This window comes from Citreimonas sp., assembly GCF_042096055.1.
Classification (GTDB): Bacteria; Pseudomonadota; Alphaproteobacteria; order Rhodobacterales; family Rhodobacteraceae; genus Citreimonas.
Genome location: NZ_JBELMH010000104.1, coordinates 1 through 8,652 on the forward strand (window position 1 = coordinate 1; position 8,652 = coordinate 8,652).

Here is an 8,652-nt window from a genome sequence, read left to right on the forward strand (position 1 = left end):
TTCACCTGGACCGAGCATGGCGGGCCGCCGGTGTCCGGCCCGCCCGAGCGCAGCGGCTTCGGCTCGCGCCTGATCGAGCGGACGCTGGCCTACGAGCTGGGCGGCGCGGTGAGCCTGGATTTCGCACCCGACGGCCTGCGGGCGGTGCTGGACCTGCCGATGAACCGGCTGCGCGCGCGGCGGGCGTGGCAGCAGCGGTCGCACGTGCTGGACGGGGCTGCGCGGGGCGCGGTGCCGCCCTCGCTGACCGGCAAGAGGATCCTGGTGGCCGAGGACGAGGAATTCGTCGCCGACGAGACCGCCGTCGCGCTGCGCGGCGCGGGCTGCGAGGTGGTGGGGCCGATGCCGACGCTGGAGATGGCGCTGAAGGCGGCGGTGTCCGAGCCGCTCGACGCGGCGGTGCTGGACATCAACCTGGGCGGAGAGCTGATCTGGCCGGTGGCGCTGGCGCTCGAGGCGCGCGGCATCCCGATCGTGTTCGCCACCGGCTACGCGCGCACCTTCCCGGCGCCCGCGCGCTTCGCCGACGCGCCGTGGATCGAGAAGCCGCTGCTGCCGCAGAGGCTGGTGGCGGCGGTGGCGTCGCTGGTGGGCGCCGGGGGCGACGGCGCGGGCTGACGCGCCGCCGGCCGCGTCAGGCGTCGGGGACGAGGAAGACCGTCGCCAGCGGCGGCAGCTTCAGCGACAGCGACGCCGGATAGCCGTGCAATCCCTCGTCCGAGGCCTGCAACGTGCCCGCGTTGGCCACGCCCGAGCCGCCGTAATCCGCCGCGTCGCTGTTGAGCGCCTCGCGCCACGTGCCGGCCCGGGGCACGCCGATGCCGTAGGCGTCGTGCGGGACGGGCGACATGTTGCAGACCGCCACCACGGGCCGGGCGTCGTCCTTGCCGTAGCGGACGAAGGAGAAGACGTTGTTGTCGGTGTCCCCGCCCTCGATCCAGGCGAAGCCCTCGGGCGCGCAATCGCGCTGGTGCAGGCCCGGCTCGGCCCGGTAGAGCGCGTTGAGGTCGCGCACCAGCTTGCGCAGGCCGTCGTGCATCGGATCGTCGAGCAGGTGCCAGTCGAGCGACTGGTCGTGGTTCCACTCGCGCTCCTGCCCGAACTCGCTGCCCATGAAGAGCAGCTTCTTGCCCGGATGGCCCCACATGAAGCCGTAATAGGCCCGCAGGTTCGCGAATTTCTGCCAGCGGTCGCCGGGCATCTTGCCCAGCATCGAACCCTTGCCGTGCACCACCTCGTCGTGGCTGAGCGGCAGCACGAAGTTCTCGGAGAAGGCGTAGTGCAGTCCGAAGGTCATCTCGTGGTGGTGATACTTCCGGTGGATGGGATCCTGGCGCATGTATTCCAGCGTGTCGTGCATCCAGCCCATGTTCCACTTGAAGTCGAAGCCCAGGCCGCCCTCGCTGACGGGGCGCGACACGCCGGGCCAGGCGGTGCTTTCCTCGGCGATGGTCAGCGAACGGGGCGCGTAGCCGCGCACGGTCTCGTTCACGCCCTTGAGGAAGTCGATCGCGTCGAGGTTCTCGCGTCCGCCGTAGCGGTTGGGGATCCATTCGCCGTCGTTGCGGGAATAGTCGAGGTAGAGCATCGACGCGACCGCATCGACGCGCAGGGCGTCCACGTGCAGTTCCTTCAGCCAGTAGGTCGCCGAGGCGCGCAGGAAATTCGCCACCTCGCGCCGGCCGAAATTGTAGATCAGCGTGTTCCAGTCCTGGTGGAAGCCTTGGCGCGGGTCGGCATGTTCATAAAGCGCGGTGCCGTCGAACTGGCCCAGCCCGTGCGGGTCCTCGGGGAAGTGCGCCGGCACCCAGTCGACGATGACGCCGATGCCGGCGTTATGCAGCCGGTCGACCATCGCGGCGAAGTCCTCGGGCGTGCCGAAGCGCGACGTGGGCGCGAAGAGGCCCACCGGCTGGTAGCCCCAGGACCCCGAGAACGGGTGTTCGCTGACCGGCAGGAATTCCACGTGGGTAAAGCCCATCCCGGTCGCGTAGGCGATAAGCTCGGCGCCCATCGCCTCGTAGTTCAGCATCGTGTCGCCGTCGCCGCGCCGCCAGCTGCCGGGATGCACCTCGTAGATCGAGATGGGCTGCTCGCGCTGATCGATGTCCTGCGCCGCGAACCAGCCGTCATCGGTCCATTCGTGGCGCAGCATGCCGTGCACGACCGACGCCGTCTGGGGCGGCAGCTCGGCCCGGAAACCCACCGGGTCGGCCTTGAGCGGCTGCAGGTGGCCGTAGGCGCCCACGATCTCGTACTTGTAGATCTCGCCGCGGCCGATGCCGGGCAGGAAGATCTCCCACACGCCGGTGGCGCCGCGGCGGCGCATGGCGTGGCGGCGGCCGTCCCAGGCGTTGAAATGGCCCACGACCGAGACGCGGCGCGCGTTCGGCGCCCAGACGGCGAAGGCGGTGCCCTCGACGCCGCCATGGGTGACGGTGTGCGCGCCGAGCTTCTGGTAGAGCTCCTCGTGCCGGCCCTCGGCCAGCAGGTATTCGTCCATCTCGCCCAGCCAGGGGCCGAAGGAATAGGGGTCGGTGATGTCCCATTCGTGGCCCACGGCGTTGCGCATCTTCAGGCGGTACTCGAACCGGTCCTTTTGACCCGACAGCGGCGCGTGGAAGAAGCCTTCGGCGTCGATGCGGTGCAGTTCGGCCACCGGCGCGCCGGCCTTGTCGCAGACCGTGACCTGCGTCGCGTCGGGCGCGAAGACGTTGACGGTGACGGGGCCGCCCTCGGGCGCGTGCATGCCCAGCACGCGGAATGGGTCGCCGTTCTGTCCGCGCAGGATCGACTCGATCTCGGCGGCGGGCGGAGCGGTGTCGGGGTAGCTGGTCTGTGTCACGTGTCAGGTCCCATCGTCGATCAGTGCCAGAAGTCCGCGCAGCGGGATTTCCACCCAGTCGGGCCGCATGGCCATTTCGTAGGCCACCTCGTAGGCGGCTTTCTGGATCAGGAAGAAATCGAGCAGCGCGCGTTCGAAGTCGGGGTCGACGGGGTGTACCCGCGCGCCCTGCATCGTGTCGCGGTAGGCCGCGAGGAAGGTGCCGGCGGTGGCCTCGCGCCAGCCGTCGACGCCGGCCAGCGTCTGCTGCGGGTCGGCGCCCAGCTCGATCCGGCGGCGGGCCGTCGACCACAGGGCGTAGTCGAAGCTGCGCAACATGCCGGCCACGTCGCGCAACGGAGAGGTCTTGGCGGTGCGCTCGGCCAGGGTGCGCGTGGGCTCGCCCTCGAAGTCGATGATCATCACGTCGGTCTGCACCACCAGCACCTGGCCCAGGTGATAGTCGCCGTGGATGCGCGACAGGCCGCCCGAGGGCGTCGCGGTTTTCAGGCGCGAGACGTGGTCGAGCAGGCGCTGGCGGCGTTCCAGCAGGCGTTCGGCCAGCGCGCGGCCCACGTCGGTCAGCGCGTCGAGACGCCCCTGCAGGCGGTCGAGCGTGCCGGTGACCTCGCCCATGACCTCGTCGACCATGCGGTCGAGATCAGGCTTGCCCAGGTCCTGCGGGCCGAAGGCCGACCCCTCGGCGCCGCTGGAGAGCGCGCGGTGCAGCTCGGCCGTGCGGCGGCCCAGCACCTCGCCCAGGTCGAGCGGCCCGCCCATGACGACCTCGTCGTCCTCGTCGCCCTCTTCGGGCGCGGCGGTCTCCATCCGCTCCATGTCGCGGTCGAGCGCCTCGGTCACGTATGTCCAGGCGTCGCCCTGGTTGCGCACGAATTCAGACGCGGCGCCCAGCGTGGTGACGTCGCCGTCGGCGTCGATCCAGTCGATCGTGCCCAAGAGGGGCGGCGTCGCGGTGAAGTCGGTCTCGTCCGTCAGGAAGCGCGCGACCTCGATGTCGGGCTGGGTGCCCTTGCGCAGGCGGCGGTAGAGCTTGAGGATCAGCTTGTCCGAGAACGCGATCGAGGCGTTGGACTGCTCGGCCGACAGCAGGCGCGGCTCGCCCGGGTCGCTCGCGGCCTCGTCGAAGCGCTCGCTGCGGGCGAAGACGATCCGGCCTTCGTCGCCGGCGGGCAGTTCGGCGCCGGTGCGCAGCTGTTCGAGCAGCGCGTTGGCCATGTCATCGGCCACCACGCCGTCGAGCACGGCGCCCACGCGGTTGGCCTGCCGCAGCTTGGCGAGCGTCGCCGGCAGGCGCGGCCCCATGGTCAGGTGATCCTCGCCCCAGACCGCCGAGAGCGGCATGAAGTACTGCTGTTCCGCCTGCCCCGCGGTCACGTCCACGACCGCCAGCAGGTGCTGGCCGTCGATCTCGGCCAGCCGGCGCAGGCGAGTCGACGAGATGCGGCCCTCCTTGGCGGCGAACCAGCGTTGCAGCGGCAGGTAGTCGCGCAGGGACTGACGCTCGAAATCGGCGGCGGACTTGTCGTCCATCGCGTTGCTCAAGCTGCCGGTGCGCGTGGTGAGGGTGATGAAATCCGGAAGCATCTGCGCATGGGGGGTGTGCCAGCCCGGTGCCTCTTGCTCGTCGGCGAGCATGAACCAGTAGAAGCCGTAGGCCGGCAGGGTCATCAGGTAAGGCAGCTCGCCCACGGGCGGGAACGGCGACTGGCCGGTCAGCTCGATGGGCACGCGGCCGGCGAATTCGGCCAGGTCGATCTCGGCCGCCTGGGCCTGGCGCGACAGGTTGGCCACGCACAGCATGACCTCGTCGCCCAGCCGGCGCACATAGGCCAGCACCTTGCGGTTACGCGGGTACAGCAGCTCGATCTCGCCCCGGCCGAAGACGGAATGGCGCTGGCGCACGGCGATCATGCGCTTCATCCAGTTGAGCTGCGACGAGGGCGAATGCTGCTGCGCCTCGACGTTGACGGCCTCGAAGCCGTGGACCGGGTCCTGGATCGTCGGCAGGTACAGCCGCTGCGGGTTGGCGCGCGAAAAGCCCGCGTTGCGGTCGGCGGACCACTGCATCGGCGTGCGCACGCCGTCGCGGTCGCCGAGGTAGTAGTTGTCGCCCATGCCGATCTCGTCGCCGTAGTAGATCACAGGCGTGCCCGGCATCGAGAAGAGCAGCGAGTTCAGCAGCTCGATCTTGCGGCGGTCGTTCTGCAGCAGCGGGGCGAGGCGGCGGCGGATGCCCATGTTGATGCGCGCGCGCTTGTCGCTGGCATAGGTGTCCCAGAGGTAGTCCCGCTCGCGGTCGGTGACCATCTCCAGCGTCAGCTCGTCATGGTTGCGCAGAAAGATGGCCCACTGGCAGTTTTCCGGGATCGCGGGCGTCTGCCGGATGATGTCGGTGATCGGGTAGCGGTCTTCCTGTGCGACGGCCATGTACATCCGCGGCATCAGCGGGAAGTGGAAGCCCATGTGGCATTCGTCGCCCTCGCCGAAATAGGGGCGCGTGTCCTCGGGCCACTGATTGGCCTCGGCCAGCAGCATCTTGCCCTCGAAGTGCTTGTCGAGATCGGCGCGGATCGCCTTCAGCACGTCGTGGGTCTCGGGCAGGTTCTCGTTGTTGGTGCCGTCGCGCTCGACCAGGTACGGGATCGCGTCGAGCCGCAGCCCGTCGACGCCCTTTTCCAGCCAGAAGTGCATCACGTCCAGCACCTCGCGCAGGACTTCGGGGTTGTCGAAGTTGAGGTCGGGCTGGTGGTCGAAGAAACGGTGCCAGAAGAACTGCTCGGCCACCGGGTCCCAGGACCAGTTGCTGTCGTGGGTGTCGTTGAAGATCACCCGCGTCTTGTCCATCCAGCGCGACGGATCGTCGGACCAGACGTAGAAATCCCGCTCGGGGCTTCCCTTGGGCGCGTTGCGGGCGCGCTGGAACCACTCGTGCTGATCGCTGGTGTGGTTGATCACCAGTTCCGTGATGACCTTGAGGCCGCGGCGGTGCGCCTCGTCCACGAAGCCCTGAAAGTCCTCCATCGTGCCGTAGGACGGGTTGATCGCCTTGTACTCGGCGATGTCGTAGCCGTCGTCGCGCAGGGGCGAGGGGTAGAACGGCAGCAACCAGACGGCGGTCGCGCCCAGCTCCTGCACGTGGTCCAGCCGCTGCATCAGGCCCGCGAAGTCGCCGATGCCGTCGCCGTTGCTGTCCTGGAACGCCTTGACGTGGATCTGGTAGATCACCGCGTCCTTGTACCAGTCGGGTAGGTCCACCGCCGGATCGGGGGTCAGAAGGTCCTTGTCGACGATGCTCATGTAGCGCCTCCCGGCGGGAATATTTTCCAGATGGCGTAGGGCCGGCTTTGCGGGTCCAGCGTCAGGCCGTGATGCTTGCCGTGCCAGGTGAACCGGTTGCCGTGGATCACGTCCTGCACCTCGATCGAGCCCTCGTCGGGCAGGCCGAACTCCCACATGGGCACTTCGAAATCGAACTCGGCGCCGCCATGCGGGTCGATCAGCACGTGGAACAGCAGGTAGTTGCGGTGCCGTTCGTCGAACCGGCCGTAATACAGCACGCGGTCATCGTGCGCCGGGTAGAACCGCAGGTTGAGGAAATCCTTCATCGCCGGATTCTCGCGCCGGACGCGGTTGATCAGGCGGATGTCGTCCTTGATGTTGCCCGGCGCGTCGAGATCGCGGTGCTTCAGTTCGTACTTCTCGCTGTCGCGGTACTCGTCCTTGGGCGGCAGCCAGTCGGCCTCGCAGAACTCGAAGCCTTGGTACAGCCCCCAATTGCCCGACAGCGACGCGGCTTGGATCGTCCGCGTGCGGAAGCCCGGCCGCCCGCTGTCGTGGTTGAAGTACGGGTTGATGTCGGGCGTGTTGGTGAAGAAGTTCGGCCGCATGTAGTGGCGGCATTCTTCCGTGGTCAGCTCGGTCAGGTACTCGATGAAGTCCTGCTTGGTGTTGCGCCAGGTGTAGTAGGTGTAGCTCTGGTTGAAGCCGATCTTGGCCAGCCGCTTCATCAGCTTCGGGCGCGTGAACGCCTCGGACAGGAAGATCGCCTCGGGGCAGGTCCGGCGCACGTCGGCGATGATCCATTCCCAGAACGGGAACGGCTTGGTGTGCGGGTTGTCGACGCGGAAGATCGTGACGCCGTGGCCGATCCAGAACAGGAAGAGGTCGCGGATCGCCTTCCAGAACGGCGTGTTGGGCGTGCCGTCGGCGTTGTAGTACTTGAAGTTGACGATGTCCTCGTACTTCTTCGGCGGATTCTCGGCGAACTTGATCGTTCCGTCGGGGCGCCGCTCGAACCAGTCGGGGTGCTTCTCGATCCACGGATGGTCGGGCGAGGCGTTGAGCGCGATGTCGAGCGCGATCTCCAGCCCCTTGCCGCGCGCCGCCTCGACCAGCCGGTCGAAATCGTCGAGCGTGCCCAGTTCGGGGTGCACCGCGTCCATGCCGCCCTCGGGCGAGCCGATCGCGTAGGGCGAACCGATATCGCCCGGCTCGGCCTTCAGGCTGTTGTTCTTGCCCTTGCGGTTCGTGGTGCCGATCGGGTGGATCGGCGGGAAATAGAGCACGTCGAAGCCCAGGTCGGTCACGTAGTCGAGCTTGCCGATCACGTCGTCGAAGGTGCCGTGCCGGCCCTCCGGGCCCTGCGAGCGGGGGAAGAGTTCATACCAGGCCGAAAATGCCGCGCGCTCGCGGTCGACCCAGACCGGAATCTCGGCCGAGCGGGTCATGTTGGCGCGCGGGCCGTGCTGCGCCATGAACGACGCGGTGTCGTCCGACAGCAGCGTGTCGGAATCGTGCGCGCGGGCGGCCTTGACCAGCGCCTTGAGTTCCTTGGCCATGCCGCGCGGCGCCTTCATCCCTTCCAGGATCTGCTGCGCCTCGAGCATCTCGACGCCGACGTCCTGTCCGGCTTCGATCTTCTTGCGCGTGTCGCGCGCCCAGGTGCCCCAGACGTCGCGCCAGCCCACGATGGCGTAGCGCGACGGCCCGTTGCCGGTGAACACGACCTCGGCCTGCCAGCGGTCGTTGACCAGTTTCGTCATCGGCGCGATGGTGCCGTCGGGCAGTTCGACCGCGGCGGCGTACATCTCGTGCCCGTCGCCGAAGACGTCCGCGGTGATGGTGAAGGGCCAGCCTTCCACTGCCTTGGCGGCGAAGCGCCCGCCGTCGATGCGTGGATCCACCGCCTCGATGGCCACCCTGCTGGCGGCCAGGTCCGTCAGCCCGGGGGCAGCGTCCGCTCGGGCTTTGTGTCTTGCAGCCATTCCCGGCTCCCCGTTTCGTCCAGTGTCCGTCGCTCCGCGCGACCGTCCCAAGGCAAACTCGGGAAACGGCGCGGCAGTTCCGGAGACCGGGGTCAGGAAGAAACCCGCCGGTCGCGCGCCGGGGCTATTGTGCCGGCCCCGGATCGCGCCCATCTGCCTGTGGTCGGCGACCCCCCGGTCGCGCGATACATCCGAGGATCGGCGATCTGGGCGTGCACGTGGCGAGAAAGTTGACGAAACAGGAGCGGCGCCTGCTGCGGCAGTTCGGCTTCCTGCAGCGCAACGTGCCCGGGTTGCGCAGCCCGATCCAACGGCTCTTGCGCCAGCAGGGCGCGCTGGTGCGCGTGCCGCTGGCGCTGCTGCTGGTGCTGGGCGGCCTTGCGTCGGTGCTGCCGTTCCTGGGGCTGTGGATGCTGCCGCTGGGCCTGCTGCTGCTGTCGGTCGACCTGCCGATCGTGCAGCCCTTCGTCGCCGCCGCGGCGATCCGCGGCCGGCGCCGCCTGTCGACCCTGACCCGCGCCCTGCGCGCCCGCTGGCGCCGCG

At 68.7% G+C, this 8,652-nt stretch carries 4 protein-coding genes and 1 pseudogene; 2 read left to right on the forward strand and 3 right to left on the reverse strand.

What is annotated here, in order from left to right; translation table 11 throughout:
• Nucleotides 1–618, forward strand: a pseudogene (locus ACFDTC_RS16220) (histidine kinase); the annotation flags it as partial.
• Between the two features lie 16 nt (nt 619–634).
• Here the strand turns inward: ACFDTC_RS16220 and glgB are convergent.
• From glgB to ACFDTC_RS16235, 3 genes are read right to left on the reverse strand one after another with little or no spacing between them, the layout of a single operon-like run.
• Entirely contained in the window at nt 635–2,845 is a 2,211-nt protein-coding gene (glgB, locus tag ACFDTC_RS16225) for a 1,4-alpha-glucan branching protein GlgB (RefSeq protein WP_375259925.1), read from the reverse strand.
• Nucleotides 2,846–2,848: 3 nt separating this feature from the next.
• A complete protein-coding gene (gene treS / locus ACFDTC_RS16230) occupies nt 2,849–6,142 on the reverse strand; it encodes a maltose alpha-D-glucosyltransferase (protein WP_375259926.1) in 3,294 nt (1,097 codons plus the stop codon).
• On the reverse strand, nt 6,139–8,109 hold the full coding sequence (locus tag ACFDTC_RS16235; protein ID WP_375259927.1) for an alpha-1,4-glucan--maltose-1-phosphate maltosyltransferase: 1,971 nt from the start codon (nt 8,107–8,109) through the stop codon (nt 6,139–6,141). Before ACFDTC_RS16235 ends, treS begins: the two co-directional genes overlap by 4 nt.
• A gap of 230 nt (nt 8,110–8,339) precedes the next feature.
• Between ACFDTC_RS16235 and ACFDTC_RS16240 the strand changes: the two genes are divergently transcribed.
• A partial coding sequence (locus tag ACFDTC_RS16240; protein ID WP_375259928.1) for a tryptophan synthase subunit beta occupies nt 8,340–8,652 on the forward strand: 313 nt, incomplete at its 3' end.